Origin of the sequence: Paenibacillus lentus (assembly GCF_042714055.1) — a bacterium.
GTDB lineage: Bacteria > Bacillota > Bacilli > Paenibacillales > Paenibacillaceae > Fontibacillus > Fontibacillus lentus_A.
In genome coordinates this window covers 298,794-316,364 of record NZ_JBHGVC010000003.1, presented here as the reverse complement: position 1 = coordinate 316,364, position 17,571 = coordinate 298,794, and the positions used below count along the sequence as shown (strand labels likewise).

The following is a 17,571-nucleotide window of genomic DNA, read 5'->3' as shown; positions in this document are numbered from 1 at the left end:
GGAGCTGCTGCTCCTCCTAGCGGTTCTTCTTCATGACTTAATTGTTCTGCCAGATGCAGCTCTCGGCAAAACGCGCCAGCTCGGCCTCCACGTCAGCCCCGGTCGCAAGCCGATAGCAATTGGATCCGGCCTCTTCTCCTGCGGAAGCTACAGCATTTAAAATCCGATGCTTCACCCTTAACAACGATTGGGGAGACATGCTCAGGTCGCGTACCCCTAAGTGCAGCCAGATCGGAAGTGCCTTCTCGTCCCCCGCCAGCTCTCCGCAGACGCTAACTGGAATGCCTGCTTCCTGCGCTCCCGTAATCGCCTGGCGCAGGAGGCGAAGAACCGCTGGGTGAAATGGCTGGTATAAATGGGCGATCGTTTCGTTCATCCGGTCAACAGCAAGAACGTATTGGACGAGATCATTCGTGCCGATGCTGAAGAAATCGGCTTCCTTCGCCAGCAAATCAGCTATAGCAGCAGCAGCCGGCACTTCGACCATGACGCCGACCGGTATATCAGCGTCATACGCGATACCGCGCTGGTCAAGATCAGACTTCGCCTCGGCCAGTATTTGTTTGGCCTGGCGCACCTCCTCCAGCGAAGAAATCATCGGCAGCATGATTTTTAAGCTCCCGTAGGCGCTTGCCCGTAGTATAGCGGTCAATTGAGTCTTGAACATCTCTTTGCTGTCCAGGCTGATCCGAATCGCCCGGTAACCGAGAAACGGGTTATCTTCTTCGGGAAGTTCAAAATATTCAAGCTGCTTGTCTCCGCCGATATCGAGGGTTCGAATGACGACGGAATGCTCTCCGGCCTTCTCGGCAACCTGCCGATAGATGTCAAACTGTTCCTCTTCCGAAGGGAAGGCCGAGCGATCCATATATAAAAACTCTGTACGGAACAATCCCGCGCCTTCGGCGCCGTATTTGAGCACCTGCTCCAAGTCTTTGACGGAGCTGATGTTACCCGCCAGCCGGAAGCGGACGCCGTCCTGCGTGACCGCATCGACCGTTGCAAGCTGCTGCAGCTGCTCCTTCTGTTTCCGCAGCCTCTCGGCTACTTCTGTATACCGGTCTACAATTTTCTGATTAGGTTCAATATAGATAAGTCCTTCATCGCCGTCAACGACAAGCAAATCGCCCGTCTTCAGCGGCTCCCCAAGCTTCTGTTCAAGTCCGGATACGAGAGGTATGCCGAGAGCCCGGGCCATAATGGCTGAATGCGAAGTTTTGCCACCGGCCATCGTGACCATGCCCAGTACGTTGTCGGGATTGATATGTACAAGCTGGGAAGGCGACAATTCCTTGGCCACCAAAATATAAGGCTGGGTATCGGCAGGAAGCGTAATATCCGGCGTGCCGAGCAAATGCTTCAGCAATCGATTGCCCACATCCTTAATATCGAGTGCCCGCTCTTTCATGTACTCATCATCCAGCAGATCAAACATGGTGACAAAATGATCGATCGCTTCTTTTACGGCAACTTCGGCGGCCTTGTATTGCCGTTCAATAATCCCGCGAATTTCACTCATGAACACGGGATCCTCCAATATGGCGAGGTGAGCGTCAAAGATACTCGACTCCTCCACGCCTACTGCTTCCTTGACTTCGTTCTTCATCACTTCGATTTCTGTCTTGGATGTTCTTATGCCCTCGTACAATCTCTCGAATTCTGCGGCCAAATCAATCTTATCCAATTGGCGATCCGGCACATCCCATTCCCAGGCAGGCAGCACAAAAGCCTTGCCGATGGCTACGCCTGCTGCTGCACCGATGCCCTGTATCATGTTTAGACCCCCTATGTCCTGCACTGTTATAGGATATCATCTCTCTATATTTTTAATTTTTGCCTTACGAAGCAATGCAACACGCACTATTATGGTAATCCCATGCTTGCAAATTTGTCAAAGGAAATTAAGCCTGTCCATGATGAAGCGGGTTCGCTAAAGCGTATTTCCTACCAGACATATCACCATTTTCGTACGCTGAACCCAAAGAGGACCCGTCAAATTGGCGGGTCCATACTTCTAAATTATTGACGGCTTTTGCCGAGTAAAATACTATCCTCTACCTTGATGCACCGATCCATAATAACCTTCAGGCCACCCTCCTCAGCGATTTGCGCCGCTTCCTCGCTAATGATGCCCTGCTGCAGCCACAGCACCTTAGCACTGGCTGCAACCGCCTCACGTGCGACCTCCGGCGTATATTCGCTGCGCCGAAAGACGTTGACGATATCGATCGGCTCCGGGACATCCGCTAAGGTGGCATACACCTGCTCACCCAGAATTTGCCCATTCACCGCCGGGTTCACCGGGATGATCCGATAACCGTTGCTCTGCATCGCCTGAGCCACCATGTAGGACGTGCGATCGGTTTTGTCGGACAGGCCGACAACAGCGATATTGCCGGCATGCTCCAATATTTCTTTAATTTCTTCGCGACTGGGATTTTCAAAGGCCATAGTTGAACTCCTCCTCTCGAATTATTCTAGTATGCTCCGTTTTAAATGGTTATACCCATTCTACCGAAGCGCCAAGCGCGGTAATATGATCAAAGAATTGCGGGTAGGATTTGGCGACGTGATGGGCGTCCTTGATAACCAGCGGCTCCCGGCAGCGCAGGCCGACCACGGTCAGAGCCATGATCACGCGATGGTCGTAATGAGCGTTGATCTCCACGCCCCCTTCAAGGCCGTTAGGACGGCCATGAACGATGATTTCGGCTTGGCGCTCCTCTACATTGGCACCAGCCTTTCTAAGCTCGTTCAAATAATCCGTGATTCGGTCGCATTCCTTGTATCTTAAGTTTTCAACGTTAAAAAAGCGGGACGTCCCCTCGGCAAACACAGCGGCTGCTACCATCGCCAGTACAGCATCCGTCGCGGCATCGCCATCGAACTCCACCGGACGCAGGCTGCCGTTGCCCTGCACATGCACAGTGTCATTCGCATGAGTGAGCGGCACGTCCATCATTTGCAGCACATCCACGATCGCGCGCTCGCCTTGCTTGCTGCGCTCGGCCAAACGATGCACTTTAACATTGGATTTGGTTACCGCCGCGGCAGCCAGAATGGCTGCGGAGCCCGGATAGTCACCTTGAACCGTATAAGTTTTGGCTTGATAGGACTGACGTCCAGGAACCTTGAAGCTCATGTAGTCCTCGCTGGCATGAATAATAATCCCAGCCTGTTCAAGCACCTCCAGCGTTTGGCCGATGACGACTTTGGATTTCAAATCATCCAGCACTTCAATCTCACTGTCCTCTTCCAGCAGCGGAGTCAGGAACAATAGGGCGCTCAAGTATTGCGAGCTAACCGCGCCGGACACGGTAATTTTGCCGCCCTTTGGATTTCCGCCGCGGATTGTAATCGGAAGCCGACCCTCCTGATGGTCGACTTCAACGCCAAGCTGCTGCAGAGATACGATCAAGTCGTCATGCGGACGCTTGCCCAGCGAATCTGGATACGTATTAACGAAGGTTACCTCGGGGCACAGCGCAGCGATCCCCATGAGAAAGCGGAGAACGGCACCGGCATTGCCCACATTCAATTCCTTGACGTCCTTCGGATTCCTTCCAAAGCCTGTGATGACGATTTTCTCATCATCCTCTTCCAGCACCGCGCCTAACTCGGCGATACAGCGGCGCATAGCATCGCTATCCTCACTGTGCGCAGGATAGTATATCGTACTCGTCCCTTCCGCTAAAGCGGCAACAAGCAAATAACGAGTTGTATAATTTTTAGATGATAGCGCCCCGATTTCACCGTTAAGCTCGGGAGTAGGTCTAACGATAACGTCCATTTATATTCTCCTCTTTTTTCAAATATTATTTTGATTGACCGCGGTAATGCATTAAAATCTCGGACGCTAAAGTGTCCGGGCTTTTACCCGCAGTATCGATTTTAACATGTGCGAAATCATAGGCATGCTTGCGCTCCTCCAAGAGTACGGTTACTCTGTCTCTTGCTCCTCCGGCCAGCAATGGCCTGTTTGGATCGTCGCCAACGCGCTCCAGAATACTCTCAAGGTCGGCGGTCAGGGCAACAACCCAGCCGTGCTCCAGCATAACGGAGCGGTTCTCCTCACGCAGGACAGCCCCCCCGCCGGTAGCCAGCACCACCTCGCCTCCCTGCAGGACGCTGCGAAGCAAAGCCGACTCGGTATCCCGGAAGAATTGCTCTCCTTGATGAGCAAACAGCTCGGGGATCGTGCACTTCGTTTCCTCCTCGATCCGCTCGTCGAGATCAATCAGGCGGTAACCCGCCATTCGGGCTAACACAGCTCCTACTGTTGACTTGCCGGTGCCCATCATTCCTACCAGTATAATATTGTTTCTTTGTTCACTCAATATTTCACCTACTTTATTCCTGTGCTGGCGCAAACTTTTTTCATATCATACCACAGGCGCCGGCATTTCGGCACATAAAAAGGCGCCAAAGAGCAAAACCGCTCTTTGACGCCTTATGGTCAGTCGATTAGAACCATTGATGATGGAATACGCCCTCTTTGTCAACGCGTTTGAACGTGTGCGCTCCAAAGTAGTCGCGTTGGGCTTGAAGCAGGTTGGCCGGCAAGCGCTCCGTGCGGTAGCTGTCATAGTAAGACAGTGCGCTGGAGAAGCCCGGAACCGGAATACCGCGGGATACTGCGGCCGAGATCACTTGGCGCCATGCATCCTGATACGTCTCGACGATGTTCTTGAAGTAAGGATCAAGCAACAGGTTCTTGAGCGCAGGCTCACGGTCATAAGCTTCTTTGATGTTATGCAGGAATTGCGAACGAATAATGCAACCGCCGCGGAAAATCATCGCAATGTTGCCGTATTTCAAATCCCAGCCATATTCATCAGAAGCAGCTCTCATTTGAGCAAAGCCTTGAGCGTAAGATACGATCTTACTTGCAAAAAGAGCTTTGCGAACATTTTCAATGAACTCCTGTTTGTCGCCATCAAATGAGGAAACGGCCGGACCGCTCAAAATTTTGCTTGCCGCGATGCGCTCATCCTTCATGGCGGACAAGAAGCGGGAGAATACGGATTCCGTAATCATGGACAATGGCACGCCAAGGTCGAGCGCGCTTTGGCTTGTCCATTTACCCGTACCCTTCTGTCCAGCGGCATCTAGAATGACGTCAACCATCGGTTTGCCGGTCTCTTCGTCATATTGCGAGAAGATGTCTGCCGTAATTTCTATCAAATAGCTGTCCAGTTCGCCTTTGTTCCACTCGGTGAAAATTTCATGCAATTCTTTAGCGTCCAGACCAAGTACATCCTTAAGCAGGTGGTAAGCTTCGCCAATGAGCTGCATATCGCCGTATTCGATACCGTTATGCACCATCTTGACATAGTGTCCTGCGCCGTCTGGACCGATATATGTACAGCATGGATCGCCGTTCACTTTAGCAGAAATTGCCGTCAGAATCGGTTCAACCAATTGATAAGCACTTTCCTGGCCTCCAGGCATAATCGAAGGGCCGTTCAGTGCGCCTTCCTCTCCGCCTGATACACCTGTGCCGATAAAACGGAAGCCCTTGGCTTCAAGCTCCTTGCTGCGTCGCTGCGTGTCCGGGAAGTAAGCATTACCTCCATCGATGATGATATCGCCTTGATCCAAATAAGGAAGGAGCTGTTCAATTGTTGCGTCGGTAGCAGGCCCTGCTTGTACCATGATCAGAATTTTGCGAGGTACTTCCAAGGAATTGACGAATTCTTCGACTGAGAATGTACCGACCACATTTTTGCCCTTCGCTTCGTTTGCGAGCATATCGTGAGTCTTCTCCGGGGAGCGGTTAAACACCGAAACGGTGAACCCTCTGCTTTCAATATTCAGGGCAAGGTTCTTACCCATAACGGCAAGGCCGATAACGCCAATTTGTTGTTTCGACATGGTCTCCATCCTTTGCAATCTATATTTTTTTCAATAATATCATTTTAACTCTTTGGAGTACAGAAGTGAACCCCTTCATCTAACTCTCATGATTAAAAACGGCCCCCCGCAAATCCGAAGAGCCGCTTCAATCCTTGTTTGTTGTTTGCATTGTTCCTCTTACCACTCCAGTTGAATTAATTGAATACGAAGCTTGCGCAGCTTCTCTTTGCAGTCCTCGATAATCTCTTCGTCTCCGGACTGCATGGCCTCATACAAATGACCAAGCTCCTCGTCCAGCTCTTTCTGCAGGCTTTCCATTTGATGCTCTGCCGACTGGGATGCCATCAGCTCAAGGATCCGCTCCATGTCCAGCATCGGCCCCTTTTGAAAAATCACCCGATGCTCCACTCCCGTAATCTCCACCAAGCGGATAACTTCACCGAATAAAATGCTTTCGATTAAAATTTGCCGATCCTTAAAACGCTTAACAACCGCATGACCGCGTAAATCCCCGATCAGCTTCTCAAGCCATTCCGCCAGCTTGGCATCCTTAATCACATAATCGCCTGCCAGCTTGTATCCTTTAGCTAGACGCTGAAAACGAAGCTTGGTCAATTTACGTCCTGTGCGAACGGAAATAATGAAAACAGATTCGTTCTCGCTCCAATAAAGCGAATACCCGTCTTGAATCAGATCGCGTATTAATTGCTGAATGTGCCGGCGGTCGAAACGGAGTTCCAGATTGCAATACTCTACTTCATAACTTTTATTCACGGCACTCCCTCCTTACCTTATCTTATACTTCATCTTATGTAGAGGTAACTTGGATTATTGATTATTTTTACCCGTTTCAGGCCCATTCTGACGCAAGGAAACGATAAATAGGCATATTTCGGAAGAGTTTCGCTGCTGGACAGCTTGGCAAGCAAGGTTTAAAAAGTGATATACTGGCGAGGAACGGCTGAATGCGAGCCGAAAGATCGATATGAATTGTGCTGGAGGTTACCATCATGACATTTGCCGGCTTTAAAGGCCAAGATTTCGATAGTTTGACCGTCCCCGGGCTAGAACCCCGAATGGAGGCGATCATCACAAATATTCGGCCTAAGCTCGAAGAGCTTGGCGGAGCAATCGCTCCTTATTTGTCCGCCTTATGCGGCGAGGAAATGTTCCCGCATGTAGCCAAGCATGCCAGAAGGACGATCAATCCGCCCGAGGATACTTGGATTGCGTGGAGCAGCAGCAAACGCGGCTATAAAGCGCTGCCCCATTTTCAGGTAGGGATGTTTTCGACCCATCTGTTTATCATTTTTGCGGTGATTTACGAAAGCCCGAATAAAGAGAGCATCGCTAACTACCTAGAGAAGCATGCGGCCAAAGTGCGCAAGCTCGTACCAGCGGACTTTTACTGGTCGACCGATCATATGAAGCCCGAAGGCACGCTAAACCGGGATATGGATAAAGAGAGCTTGCTGCAAATGGCCGGCAAGCTCAAAACCGTAAAAAAATCCGAGCTGCTCTGCGGATTGCGCCTAGATCGGGATCAGCCCCTGCTTCAAGACGGTGCGGGTCTGATCCGTACGATCGAGCAGACCTTTGAGACGCTGCTGCCGCTATACAAGGGCTCCTTCTAAGCAAAAGCAGCCTTCCCGGCGATTAAACCCGAGGGAGGCTGCTTTTTTGACGTGACATGATGAGATGAACTAAGAATAGAGCCGCCATCACGATGGCGCTGGCCATAAATGGTGCGGAAGGGCCGAGCATATCCCACATTTTGCCTGAGACAATAGGTCCAACGACCATGCCCGAGCCCTGGATCGTCAAGAACAAGCCCCAAACGGTTCCCTTCTCCCCCTCGGGCAGCATGTGGGAAATCATCGTATCCCACGTAGGCAAAATGCAAGCGTAGCTGATTCCGATTAAAATGACGAGAAACCATACAAGCGGAATCGACCGCGACACCGCGAACATCCCAATAGCCACGGCGGCCAGCGAGAACCCGATGTGCAGGAACCACTTCGTTCCGTAGCGATCCACCAGCCGACCGATCGGGATTAACCCGATGACGGTAATGCCCCCTCCGGTAACCAGCAGGGCGCTAAAGGCCTCGGGGGATAAATCGAGCTCCGTTCGGACAAACAATGTAATGACGGGAGTAAGCAGTCCAATCGCAAAGGTTTGCAGAAAGAGTGCCGGAAACAGCAACCGGCTGACGTGCAGATTTTCCTTGATATGCCGGATTGATTGACGCACATTCCTAAGTATTCCGCGAGCTCCGCCTTCCCATAAGGAGGGCTCTTCCGGAGTCAGCTCCGAAGAGCCAATCTTTTGCTTCGCTTTGCCTGGCAGAAATATGGAGACGATGACCACGACGCCCATCAGGGCGAGCAGAAACCAAAAGACGGGTTGATAGGAGCCATCGACAAAAAAGTTGATGATAACGGGGCCGGATCCGGTTCCACCCAAGCTGGAGATTTGAATGACGCCCATCGCCGTTCCGAAATTGTTATTCTCGCGCGTCACGGCGGATATTCCCATAAGAACGCATGGCCATAACGGTGCGGTGCCGACGCCGATCAGCGCACAGCCTAGCACGATAAGCCCCATTTTATCCGCCATGGCTATGATCAAAACGGCAAAGAAGGTGAGCAGAAGCCCCATCATCATCGTCAACCGAAAGCCGACGCGTTCAATAAACCAACCGGCAGGGCTGCGAAAGACGTTATCGCCGATATATTGCAGCGAGAAGGACAAGCCGATCGCGAACGCGCTCAATTTCAATACATCGCCCATGTATACAGGCAAGATCGATACGATTAAAGCTCCCTTTACGAACTCCACCAGAAACATGATGATCCACAGGCAAATGAAGGTCGGAGTTAACAGTTTTTTGTTTACGAGTTTGGTCGTTATTTCCACAGTCGTTCTCCCTTTTCTTCTCTATAAAATCGTAAGGTTGTTTCTAGTTTATCCTCTTGAAGCGATAACTTACACCCTCTAATTTGATTTATCTTGCTTAAGTCCATTCTTTACTTGCATTCCAGTCTGATTTTGCTATACTCAATTTTGTTTAAAAATTTAGCTTGGAAAGGCAGGGATGGCCTTCATGGATCATCAAGTCACACCGCTGTTCACCGCGCTAAAAAAGCACGCGGCCGGCAATCCCGTTCAATTTCATATTCCCGGGCATAAAAAAGGGCTTGGAACCGATAAAGAATTTCGAGAATTTATAGGTGATCATGCCCTGTCGATCGATTTGATCAACATTGCTCCGCTCGATGATTTGCATCAGCCAACCGGCGTCATCGAAGAAGCCCAGAAGCTAGCAGCGGACGCGTTCGGCGCCGATTATACTTATTTCTCTGTTCAGGGAACAAGCGGCGCCATTATGACGATGATCCTGTCTATTTGTTCTCCCGGCGATAAAGTCATCGTACCGAGAAATGTCCACAAATCTGTCATGTCGGCGGTTATTTTCGCAGGAGCAAAGCCGGTTTTCGTCTCCCCTGCTCAGGATGAGAACCTGGGGATCGATCATGGCATTACGACTTCATCTGTAAGGAGGGCTTTGCAGCGCCATCCGGATGCTAAGGCCGTGCTGGTTATCAACCCTACTTATTTCGGCGTCTGTGCCAATTTGAAGGAAATCGTAGACTTGGCGCATAGCTTCCATGTCCCTGTGCTCGTGGATGAAGCTCACGGCGTGCATATTCATTTCCACGAGGAGCTTCCGATGTCGGCCATGGAAGCCGGTGCAGATATGGCCGCGACAAGCGTCCATAAGCTTGGCGGCTCTATGACGCAAAGCTCCGTGCTCAATCTGAACGTGAAGAACGGATTCGTGAATCCGCAGCGGGTTCAAACGATCATCAGCATGCTGACGACGACGTCCACCTCGTACCTGCTGCTCGCTTCACTGGATACAGCTCGTAGAAGCCTTGCGCTCCATGGTCGTGAAATGTTTGAACGAGCGCTGGGGCTTGCGCATGATGTACGCCGCGAAATCAATGAAATTGAAGGCTTGTACTGCTTCGGCCGTGAAATCCTTGGCAGTGAAGCCACCTATGATCATGATCCGACCAAAATTACGATTCACGTTCGCCATCTCGGGATTACCGGCTATGAAGTAGAGAACTGGCTCAGAGAGCACTATAATATCGAGGTAGAGCTCAGCGACATGTACAATATTCTCTGCTTCATTACCCCGGGAGACACGGAAGAAACGGTAAATATTCTGCTGACCGCGCTGCGTGAATTGTCCAAATTGTATTATAAAGAGAATAATGCGAATGAGCTAATCGTAAAAATTCCGGAAATTCCTCAGCTTTCCCTCATTCCGCGTGACGCCTTCTATGCCGATACCGAGGTCGTGCCTTTTAAGGAATCCGCAGGCCGTATTATTGCAGAATTTATTTACGTATACCCGCCAGGTATTCCGATTCTGCTGCCTGGGGAAGTCATTTCGCAGGATAATATCGATTATATCGTCGATCATGTGGAAGTAGGACTTCCTGTGAAGGGACCGGAGGATCGATACATTAATCACGTCAAGGTTATTGTTGAGGCTGATCCGATCTTCTAAGAAAATAAAACGCTTATATCCAAAGAAGCTCCCCGAACTCGGGGAGCTTCTCTTCAATTCAGGTCATGGATCTATAGACAAGCATTCTACACTTCATCTTGACCGGAGACCAGCTCATTGTATGCTGCCTCCACTTGACGCCATTCGTCTTCATCCTCAATGTTGTAGAGAACCATTTCCTCATTCTCTTCTTCCAGACGAAGGATGATGCCGTCTGCTTCCGGATTGTTCCGCTCAAGCAACAGCGCATATACTTTCTCCGCCACGTCAAACGTTTCGACAAGAACCATTTCCACGTCTTTGCCTTCTTCGTCTGTCAGCGTGAGCACAAACTCCTCGTGCTCATGGTCATGATCGTGTCCGCAGCCGCACGCTTCGCCGTGTTCATGCTTGTGATCGCTCATTGAAATACCTCGCTTTAAAATGTTTTGTTGTTGGTTATTGGATGAACCTGTCAGTTTCCTCTCGTATCGTATCATTTTTTTACGGGGCAGGTCAATTCGCGGGAATACATTCAAGCGAAGATATTTATTATTTAAGCACGTTGATGCTTTTCTCAGAGACCAGGACGAAATCGGAATTGCCGGCTGCAGGCTTCATATAGAAGCCTAGTGTATATTTGCCTGCGGTTTTGAAATCATACGTATAGTCGTCCGTGACGAAATAAAAGTTGCTTCCCGTATCCTTAACATCCTTCGTTTGAATCGTTCTGGAGGTGCCATCCGGTGCCGTAATCGCAACCCTTACAGCAGAAATTTCCGTTTTTAGATTGTCGATTTGCGAGAAGACGCTAAATTTAAGCTTGCCGGCTTTCTCGATATCCGAGAAAACCTCCCCCTTGCCTTTGAATAGAAAAATATGCACATTGGGTTTATAGTAATTTACCTTCTTAGTCGCTTCATCATATTCAACCAATCCCTCCAGCTCTCTGACCGGGACATAAGTTTTGCCGTCAATAACATAACCGCCGTCTTCCACTTCGCTGCCGTCCATAAACAGCTTTACTTTCTGTGTTGTCGAATCTGCAAACAGCATGGATCCGCCCGTGAGGGAGAATGCCAATACTAGTATCATTACTCTTCTCCATTTCAAGTTCATCAATAGCCCTCCAATTGATTCATGTTGATGTAAATGTATACTCCTGCTAGTTGCTCAAGTTGCGGTATTTTATGCAAAACGCTCTTATTTTTTTACGAGAATGCAAGACGCGCTTTCACTCATAAAGGAAATCGTGTACATTAAGGGGTAAATCCTATAGAACAACGAAAAGGAGGGATTCTATTGTCGCTGTACCTTCAAATGCTTGGAACAGGCGGCGCTTTCGCCAAGCAATATTTCAATAATAACGGACTGCTATTTGCAGACCGCTTCACGTTGTTGATCGACTGTGGAATTACAGCTCCGCTGGCGCTCCATCAAATAGGCAAGCCTATGAAAGACATCGATGCTGTTCTCATCACCCATATTCACGGGGATCACGTCGGCGGACTGGAGGAGTATGCCTTCCGCATGAAATACGGCCATGGACGCAAACCCGTGCTCTATGTTCCCGAGCTGCTGGCGGAGCCTCTATGGGAGCATACCTTGAAGGGCGGACTAGGCCAAGACGGCATAGAATCGCTGGAGGATGCTTTTGACGTTCGTCCCCTTCGTGAAGGACAGGCTGTAGAGCTGGCGCCCGGACTCTCCCTGGAAATTATCCGCACACCTCATATTCCTGGGAAGAACAGCTACTCTTTATACTTGAACGATGAAATTTTTTATAGCGCAGATATGATCTTTCAGCCTGAACTGCTGGAAGAACTCGTCTATCGTCGCGGCTGCCGCAAAATTTTGCATGAGGTGCAGCTGACGGGGCCCGGCCAGGTTCATACCACGCTGGAAGAGCTCCTGTCCCTGCCTGCTGATATTCGAGAGAAAATATCGCTTATGCACTACGGCGACGAGATGGAGTCCTATATCGGCCAAACGAAGGAAATGGATTTTCTTCGCCAGCATGAAATGTATGAGTTATGAATAACATCAGAACAAAGCAGCCCGAGGGAATTGTTCCCCCAGGCTGCTTGTTTGACTTATCTTATTCGAATGTAGGCAGCGCGTCCAAATTGTTGGAAGGATCTCCGTCCGCATCGCCGCGAATGTACATTTCGCCATCTTTTCCTTTAAAGATGTTCACACCTGCAATGGCCCCCGCATTTACTTCGCGCAATGCATCCTCGTAGTTCAATATACGCCCGCTTGAGGTTTTGAAGCGGGTTAAATTGCCGTCCCCGTTCCTTTGAACCGCGATAAAAGTTTCTCTGCCGCTAAATTCCATCCTGCATCACATCTCCTTCATCGTGGTGAGATTCCCACTAGGGATGTCTTTAGTTTGGCCTCGGCAGCCCATATATATTACGGCTTATCGCTATAGTGTCTTTTCCATGCGAACATGAAGTATGCCCGCGTCATAAAACGGCTCTGTGGATATCGTCTCATATCCAAGCTTGGCGTAAAATGGCTCTGCCTGACATTGTGCATCCAGCACGGATTTTGTCAGCCCCAGCTCTCTGGCTCGTTCTTCTAGAGCAAGCAGCAATACTCTGCCAAGACCCTGAGAACGAAATGGCTTGCGAACCGCGATTCGCTGCATTTTTGCACTGTTATCTTTATAGTACGTAATTCTCCCTGTCGCCGCAGCCGTACCCTCCAGCTCAATCAACACATGATTTACGTCAGGGCTGATGATATCGTATTCGTCGATTTCCAAATCCATCGGAACCCTTTGCTCCTCTACAAAGACTTCCTTCCGGATATCCAAACATCTTTCTAATTGCTGTTCCGATTTCACGGCAATAATTACAGCAGCAGCCATTTCTACGCCTCCCATGTTACTATGATTTCTCTTTACTCTGTAAACTGCATTATTATACAAAAAAAAGCTTTTCGTGTATAGTTGTAGTACTGAACATTTCACTCGGAAGGAGTTATTTCGACATGACTGAATTAACGATTGCCGGAGCCGTGCTTATAACCGTCGTACTCATCATTGCCATGTTTTATACGACCAAGAAAGGCTATTCCCGCAATTGGGAAGATGACTAAGCCTGCTCACGGTGGCGTGATTGCTTCCTTCGAGTATACATGCTCCTGCACCGATTTTCCGTATACCTTATCGCGAACGGATTGACCGAACCATGAAGGAATCTCCTGCCTCTGCATCGTTTCTTGATTGGGCTGTAATCCGCAACCGCTGCCTAGCAGCAGCAGGCTAACTCCGCCGATGGCTAGAATCTTATGGATGGCTGATAAGCCAGGCTTCTTCGCTTGTATCTTGTCCAGCACGCCTTTCACCCTTTCTGTTTATTTATGTACTTAGGCTTGTCGTCTGTAAAATATTGTCGTCCCGCATTGCAGCCTTTATACGTGAAAAAAGGGTTTGACAGAATCAATTAATCCTGGTATGATATTTTTTGTCTTCACTATTTGAGTCTGATCTGTTAGCTCAGCTGGGAGAGCACCATCTTGACAGGGTGGGGGTCAGTGGTTCGAGCCCACTACAGATCATAGAGAAAGAACCCTTGAGGCCATTGGCTTTAGGGGTTCTTTTGCATTTTCCGGATTCTATAATCGCAAATCATCGAATTATAGATCCGAATTGTTTAACCCTGCAATTTCTCATCCTGCTAGGCCGGGGAAAATTCCAAATCCCACCTGTTATTTTTCCTCGTTAGATACATTTTGTTCAGAGATTGTATAGATTGATAGACTATAGTATTTTAATGGAATTGTTAGTTTGTTACAGATGTTATCACATATGTAGGGAGAGCGCGATGAAAGTTATTCTTCTGGATGATGAAATTATTGCACTGGACTATCTGGAACATCAGCTACTGCAGATTCCGGAAATTGAAATTGTGGGAAAGTTTTCTGATCCGGTATTAGGAAAACAAGAGATACTTAGTCAATCGGTCGATCTGGTCTTTTTGGATATCCAGCTTCCTGACGAGGATGGAATTCAAATGGCGGAAGAAATTTTAAAAATAAAGCCTCATTTAAAAATCGTGTTTGTCACAGGTTACGAAGCATATGCGGTAAAAGCCTTTGAGCTGAACGCGTTAGATTATCTTTTAAAGCCAGTAAAAATGGAAAGATTGAAAAATACGCTCCAGCGTATTGACCGGTCAAAGATGATGTTTGATTTTGACCAGCTCGCACTGCAGAATCAATCGCTGCAAATAAAAATGCTGGGGAATTTTCAAATGATTCTTGAAGAGAAGCCTCTTGCACCCCTGCGTTGGCGAACGACCAGAGCTCAGGAATTGTTCCTGTATTTGCTGCAATGTCGTGAACAATTCGTTCGCAAGTCGACTTTAATCGAATTGCTATGGCCGGAATATGAGCCAAACCGGGCTTTTTCTTTATTGTATACGGTCATTTATCACGTTCGAAAAACATTGGAGCAGTACGAGGATTATTTCTCCCTCACAAACTCCGTGGATGGATATATTCTAAATTTGAATAATGTTTTGCTGGATGTAGAGGAATGGGAGAATTTCATCCTGTCCAGTCTGCCCTTGACGAGCAGGACGATCAACGATTATGTCGAGATGATGAAATTATTTAAAGACGATTATCTGAAGGAGTATGATTATTGGTGGGCGGAGAGCGAACGCCAGCGGTTAAAAATGTTATGGCTCCGCACCTCTTTTCGGATGGCTGAATGGTATATGTCGAACCACCAACAATCGAAGGCCGTGGAAAAATATCTGGAAATTTGCCATCAGCATCCTATAGCGGAGGAAGCGCATTTTGCACTAATGAAAATATTTGCTTCGAATAAAAATTCTTTGGCTGTCCACCGACAGTATCGCTTGCTTGTTGCTGTCTTGCTCGAAGAATTCAATGAACAGCCAAGTACATATATAACGGATTGGTACGACGCATGGAAACTGAAATATGATCAATCATGACTTTCGCATGATAAACAGCAGCATTTTCAATTTCCCGGCATTCCGACTACGCTCAGTCGTGCTTCTGCTTTTTGACCCATTCGTCGATATCCGTATCTCTCATGGGTTTGCCATAATAGTACCCTTGCATTACATGGCAGCCAAGCTCGGTTAAAAATTCAATATGCTCCTGGTTTTCGACGCCTTCGGCTATGACGTCGAGTTGAAGGTGGTCGGCCATCATAATGATGGCGTTAATAATCGCCCGTTTACTTGGACTCTCCAAATCATTCGTAAATAATCGATCCAGCTTCAATGCATCGATCGGAATCCGGTCAAGCAGCCCAATCGAGGAATATCCCGTTCCGAAATCATCCATGGATACCCGCACGCCAAGCTTGCGAATGCTTTGGAGCTGACGGATAATGTCGTTGATATCGTAAAGAACCATTGATTCGGTAATTTCCAATTCGAGCAGATGAGGAGCCAATTCTACCTTCTCCAGCACGCTTTGCACTAATTCTTGTAAGCTGTCGGTTTGGAACAGCCGAACCGATAAATTAACGGAAACCGGCTGGTGCAATCCTTGGGACTGCCATAGCTTGCATTGGCTGCAGGCCTCCTCTAAGGCCCATCGGGTCATGGGCACGATGACCCCTGTCCCTTCGGCGATTTGGATGAATTCTCCGGGTGTAACCAGGCCTAGCCGCGGATGTTCCCAGCGGATCAGCGCCTCGAATCCGACCAAGCTGTTGGTTTTTACATTCCATTTGGGCTGATACACGATAAAGAACTGGTTATTTTCCAAGGCTAGCTGCAGATCTTTCTCAAGCTCCATTTTACGAACCAATTGTTGGCCCATTTCTTCATTATAGAAGCAGAACTGGTTCTTCCCTAATCCTTTTGCCCTGTACATCGCCGTATCCGCTGTCTTTAGCAGTACGGAGCGGTTGGAATCCTGGATGGAGCCAATACTGATGCCAATGCTGCCGGTGACGTATAATTCATTGCCTTCGACATAGTATACCTGCTTGATGCTTTGCAGAATTTTATGGGCCAGTTGTTCCGCGCGGGATGCATTGCAATGCTTGATAATAAATAAGAACTCATCGCCACCGATGCGGAATGCCTGTTGATCCTCATGAATGAATTGGCGAAGGCGGATACCAACTTCTTGAATGAGTAAATCCCCGATGTTATGGCCCAGCGTATCATTGATTGCTTTGAATTGATCCAAATCCAGAAATAAAACACCGATTTTTTCGGTGCCGACATGCGAGTCGAAAAAACGGTTCATTTCATTGCGATTTGGCAGTCCGGTAATCGTGTCCAGATAGGCTAACCTCTCTAGCACATGCCGATCAAAGAACATCGCTCCCCAGGATACGAGCAGAATAATGAAAATGACAATTGTGACGCCAAGCAGCAAGAATAGATCTAAACCCGTATTCGTTTGCACCATCATGTCGGCGGCTGCAGGATTATGGAGCTTGAAGGCCTCCATGCCAGTATAATGCATTCCACAAATGGCCATACCCATAATGCCTGCAGACATCCATTTGGCCCAGCTCATCGATGCCTCGCTGCGAAATCGCAAGAATAGCAGTAATGCAGTGTAGGAAGCAATAAACGCTATGATTGCGGATAATACCCATAGGCCTTTATCATAGTAAACGTCGACGGGCATGATCATGGCTTCCATCCCCATATAATGCATCGTTACGATTCCTGTGCCCATGATGAAACCGCCGCCGGCGATTTTATACCAATTAATGTTCCGAGGCATTGTAATAAAAAAAGCAATAAATGATGATATAACACTAACCAGTAGCGATCCGAATGTAAGCCAGAAATCATAGCTGACAGTCATATGTATATGAAAAGCAAGCATTCCAACGAAATGCATCGACCAAATCCCGTTGCCCATCACCAAGGAACCTGCCAGCAACCAGAAGAATCTGGTTTTGCCGTTTGCGAGAGAGATCTTTGCCGCTATACTTAAAGCGGAGTACGATGCTAATACCGCAATTATTACAGAGAGTGCCACAATATAGTAATTATAACTGCCTTCGATGTTCATTGATTCCCCCCCTTACCTGATATTTTACTAGTTCAGGCTCTACAAAAACTTGACAGCCCTCCCGGAAAACGCTTTGGTGTAGAGGTATTGTAGAGTTGATTTTGTTGTAATCGAATAAGGCA

Annotated in this window: 17 protein-coding genes and 1 tRNA gene; 5 read left to right on the top strand and 13 right to left on the bottom strand. The window is 48.4% G+C overall.

The window, feature by feature from the left end; genetic code table 11:
• Nucleotides 1-37: 37 nt before the first annotated feature.
• The 6 genes from ptsP to ACE3MQ_RS08210 form a co-directional block, all read right to left on the bottom strand.
• Entirely contained in the window at nt 38-1,774 is a 1,737-nt protein-coding gene (gene ptsP / locus ACE3MQ_RS08235; RefSeq protein WP_379392126.1) for a phosphoenolpyruvate--protein phosphotransferase, read from the bottom strand.
• Between the two features lie 245 nt (nt 1,775-2,019).
• Complete coding sequence (locus ACE3MQ_RS08230; protein ID WP_379392125.1) at nt 2,020-2,451, bottom strand: CoA-binding protein; 432 nt, start codon at nt 2,449-2,451, stop codon at nt 2,020-2,022.
• Between the two features lie 49 nt (nt 2,452-2,500).
• Nucleotides 2,501-3,790 (bottom strand): 3-phosphoshikimate 1-carboxyvinyltransferase, encoded by a 1,290-nt coding sequence (gene aroA / locus ACE3MQ_RS08225; protein WP_379392124.1) that lies wholly within the window; start codon nt 3,788-3,790, stop codon nt 2,501-2,503.
• 25 nt (nt 3,791-3,815) lie between these two features.
• Nucleotides 3,816-4,337 (bottom strand): shikimate kinase, encoded by a 522-nt coding sequence (locus ACE3MQ_RS08220; RefSeq protein ID WP_379392123.1) that lies wholly within the window; start codon nt 4,335-4,337, stop codon nt 3,816-3,818.
• Nucleotides 4,338-4,464: 127 nt separating this feature from the next.
• The gene (gndA, locus tag ACE3MQ_RS08215; RefSeq protein WP_379392122.1) at nt 4,465-5,874 is read right to left on the bottom strand and encodes an NADP-dependent phosphogluconate dehydrogenase; all 1,410 of its coding nucleotides are present in this window, start codon (nt 5,872-5,874) and stop codon (nt 4,465-4,467) included.
• A gap of 159 nt (nt 5,875-6,033) precedes the next feature.
• On the bottom strand, nt 6,034-6,630 hold the full coding sequence (locus ACE3MQ_RS08210) for a hypothetical protein (RefSeq protein ID WP_379392121.1): 597 nt from the start codon (nt 6,628-6,630) through the stop codon (nt 6,034-6,036).
• A gap of 236 nt (nt 6,631-6,866) precedes the next feature.
• Between ACE3MQ_RS08210 and ACE3MQ_RS08205 the strand changes: the two genes are divergently transcribed.
• Nucleotides 6,867-7,490: a DUF1054 domain-containing protein gene (locus ACE3MQ_RS08205; RefSeq protein ID WP_379392120.1), complete on the top strand. Its 624-nt coding sequence runs from the start codon at nt 6,867-6,869 to the stop codon at nt 7,488-7,490.
• A 22-nt stretch (nt 7,491-7,512) separates the two neighbouring features.
• On the opposite strand, the gene ACE3MQ_RS08200 is transcribed toward ACE3MQ_RS08205, so the two are convergent.
• On the bottom strand, nt 7,513-8,775 hold the full coding sequence (locus ACE3MQ_RS08200) for an MFS transporter (RefSeq protein ID WP_379392119.1): 1,263 nt from the start codon (nt 8,773-8,775) through the stop codon (nt 7,513-7,515).
• Between the two features lie 187 nt (nt 8,776-8,962).
• On the opposite strand from ACE3MQ_RS08200, the gene ACE3MQ_RS08195 reads away from it, so the two are divergent.
• Complete coding sequence (locus ACE3MQ_RS08195; protein WP_379392118.1) at nt 8,963-10,438, top strand: aminotransferase class I/II-fold pyridoxal phosphate-dependent enzyme; 1,476 nt, start codon at nt 8,963-8,965, stop codon at nt 10,436-10,438.
• Between the two features lie 86 nt (nt 10,439-10,524).
• Here the strand turns inward: ACE3MQ_RS08195 and ACE3MQ_RS08190 are convergent, their stop codons facing one another.
• Nucleotides 10,525-10,842 carry a DUF1292 domain-containing protein gene (locus ACE3MQ_RS08190; protein ID WP_379392117.1) on the bottom strand — a complete coding sequence of 106 codons (318 nt, stop codon included), beginning with the start codon at nt 10,840-10,842 and terminating at the stop codon, nt 10,525-10,527.
• A gap of 127 nt (nt 10,843-10,969) precedes the next feature.
• Nucleotides 10,970-11,530 (bottom strand): copper amine oxidase, encoded by a 561-nt coding sequence (locus ACE3MQ_RS08185; RefSeq protein WP_379392467.1) that lies wholly within the window; start codon nt 11,528-11,530, stop codon nt 10,970-10,972.
• Between the two features lie 189 nt (nt 11,531-11,719).
• On the opposite strand from ACE3MQ_RS08185, the gene ACE3MQ_RS08180 reads away from it, so the two are divergent.
• Nucleotides 11,720-12,454 (top strand): MBL fold metallo-hydrolase, encoded by a 735-nt coding sequence (locus ACE3MQ_RS08180; RefSeq protein ID WP_379392116.1) that lies wholly within the window; start codon nt 11,720-11,722, stop codon nt 12,452-12,454.
• 61 nt (nt 12,455-12,515) lie between these two features.
• Here ACE3MQ_RS08180 and ACE3MQ_RS08175 read toward each other — a convergent pair whose 3' ends face one another.
• From ACE3MQ_RS08175 to ACE3MQ_RS08165, 3 genes are all read right to left on the bottom strand, one after another.
• Nucleotides 12,516-12,755, bottom strand: coding sequence for a DUF3892 domain-containing protein (locus ACE3MQ_RS08175; protein ID WP_379392115.1), 240 nt, complete (start codon nt 12,753-12,755; stop codon nt 12,516-12,518).
• A 90-nt stretch (nt 12,756-12,845) separates the two neighbouring features.
• Nucleotides 12,846-13,292, bottom strand: coding sequence for a GNAT family N-acetyltransferase (locus ACE3MQ_RS08170; protein ID WP_379392114.1), 447 nt, complete (start codon nt 13,290-13,292; stop codon nt 12,846-12,848).
• 236 nt (nt 13,293-13,528) lie between these two features.
• Nucleotides 13,529-13,762, bottom strand: a complete 234-nt coding sequence (locus tag ACE3MQ_RS08165; protein WP_379392113.1) for a hypothetical protein — start codon at nt 13,760-13,762, stop codon at nt 13,529-13,531.
• 149 nt (nt 13,763-13,911) lie between these two features.
• Here ACE3MQ_RS08165 and ACE3MQ_RS08160 point away from each other — a divergent pair.
• Both ACE3MQ_RS08160 and ACE3MQ_RS08155 read left to right on the top strand, forming a co-directional pair.
• A tRNA-Val gene (locus ACE3MQ_RS08160) sits at nt 13,912-13,984 on the top strand.
• Nucleotides 13,985-14,250: 266 nt separating this feature from the next.
• Nucleotides 14,251-15,390 carry a response regulator gene (locus ACE3MQ_RS08155; RefSeq protein WP_379392112.1) on the top strand — a complete coding sequence of 380 codons (1,140 nt, stop codon included), beginning with the start codon at nt 14,251-14,253 and terminating at the stop codon, nt 15,388-15,390.
• A gap of 52 nt (nt 15,391-15,442) precedes the next feature.
• Here the strand turns inward: ACE3MQ_RS08155 and ACE3MQ_RS08150 are convergent, their stop codons facing one another.
• On the bottom strand, nt 15,443-17,449 hold the full coding sequence (locus ACE3MQ_RS08150) for a bifunctional diguanylate cyclase/phosphodiesterase (protein WP_379392111.1): 2,007 nt from the start codon (nt 17,447-17,449) through the stop codon (nt 15,443-15,445).
• Between the last annotated feature and the right edge of the window lie 122 nt (nt 17,450-17,571).

Bases quoted from the DNA above. Each gene is read 5' to 3' on its own strand.
- ACE3MQ_RS08150 (WP_379392111.1), bottom strand. From the start codon at position 17,449: ATGAACATCGAAGGCAGTTATAATTACTATATTGTGGCACTCTCTGTA.
- ACE3MQ_RS08195 (WP_379392118.1), top strand. From the start codon at position 8,963: ATGGATCATCAAGTCACACCGCTGTTCACCGCGCTAAAAAAGCACGCG.
- ACE3MQ_RS08170 (WP_379392114.1), bottom strand. From the start codon at position 13,292: ATGGCTGCTGCTGTAATTATTGCCGTGAAATCGGAACAGCAATTAGAA.
- ACE3MQ_RS08205 (WP_379392120.1), top strand. From the start codon at position 6,867: ATGACATTTGCCGGCTTTAAAGGCCAAGATTTCGATAGTTTGACCGTC.
- gndA (WP_379392122.1), bottom strand. From the start codon at position 5,874: ATGTCGAAACAACAAATTGGCGTTATCGGCCTTGCCGTTATGGGTAAG.
- ptsP (WP_379392126.1), bottom strand. From the start codon at position 1,774: ATGATACAGGGCATCGGTGCAGCAGCAGGCGTAGCCATCGGCAAGGCT.
- ACE3MQ_RS08175 (WP_379392115.1), bottom strand. From the start codon at position 12,755: ATGGAATTTAGCGGCAGAGAAACTTTTATCGCGGTTCAAAGGAACGGG.
- ACE3MQ_RS08190 (WP_379392117.1), bottom strand. From the start codon at position 10,842: ATGAGCGATCACAAGCATGAACACGGCGAAGCGTGCGGCTGCGGACAC.
- aroA (WP_379392124.1), bottom strand. From the start codon at position 3,790: ATGGACGTTATCGTTAGACCTACTCCCGAGCTTAACGGTGAAATCGGG.
- ACE3MQ_RS08230 (WP_379392125.1), bottom strand. From the start codon at position 2,451: ATGGCCTTTGAAAATCCCAGTCGCGAAGAAATTAAAGAAATATTGGAG.
- ACE3MQ_RS08155 (WP_379392112.1), top strand. From the start codon at position 14,251: ATGAAAGTTATTCTTCTGGATGATGAAATTATTGCACTGGACTATCTG.